Genomic DNA, 882 nt, shown 5'->3' on the forward strand with positions numbered 1-882 from the left:
TTTCGCTAGATAAAATGCATGTAGGTAAAACTAAATATGTAGAAGCAATTCTTTATGGGAAACTTCTAGAAGTATTACTCACAATGCCACTTTATGATGGTATAGATCAAACCATGCTTAAGAATCAGGGGAGAGGCATAATCATCCAAAGATTTTACACATTACTGCTTGTAGAGTTATATCAGTTTTATACACTAAAAAGAATCACACTACATACTTACGAGACGTTTTCTAACTTAATTCAGAGGATAGGAAGGTTGACTTTGCATGAAAAACGTTTAAGACAAACCACCTATCTAAAATAGAAGGTTATTTAGAACAACTTATTGTTGCTGAAAAAACTTAGTCTTAAGTTAACGACTATGATATCTGAATATGTGTTAGGTTTAAAATCATAATGTGTGATAACACCACTATCCTCATTAAAACTTTCTACTAGATTTGCAACATATCCTACATTTCCACTATATTTCTCTCTATAAGTTGCATCTGGATCACTTGGATTTTGAAGTATTTCAGAATGAAGGCTCTTCCCATCCTTTGGAACAGTTTTAACTTCTTTATTTACTTCTACTTGTTCTTCTAGGAGACTCTTTAATAGTTCAAATGCTCTACATTCTAGAATCTGAGTATCATATTTTGAACATACCTCCTTTAAAAGGATTGAATGTCCTAATAGCCATTCTAACTTAGTTGTAGCATCTTTATCACGTGTTCTATAGATTGTGTCCTTCTTCTAAATAACACTTTAATTCCTCTAGAACAAGCTTGGAATCGATCTTATTGAGTGCTTTTATAAGCTTTAGATTAACAGTGTAGACTAATTCAATACGAGACTTACAGGATGAACTTATCATCATAGAATCCATACGAAGCATTAAG

The 882-nt window shown here is 32.1% G+C and carries 1 protein-coding gene; it reads left to right on the forward strand.

Annotated elements, in window-relative coordinates:
- Positions 1 to 305, forward strand: a 305-nt coding sequence (locus JCM14822_RS21125; protein WP_172674873.1) for a hypothetical protein, incomplete at its 5' end; no start/stop codon positions are given.
- Positions 306 to 882 lie beyond the last annotated feature (577 nt).

This window comes from Cellulosilyticum ruminicola JCM 14822 (assembly GCF_001311925.1).
Taxonomy (GTDB): Bacteria; Bacillota; Clostridia; order Lachnospirales; family Cellulosilyticaceae; genus Cellulosilyticum; species Cellulosilyticum ruminicola.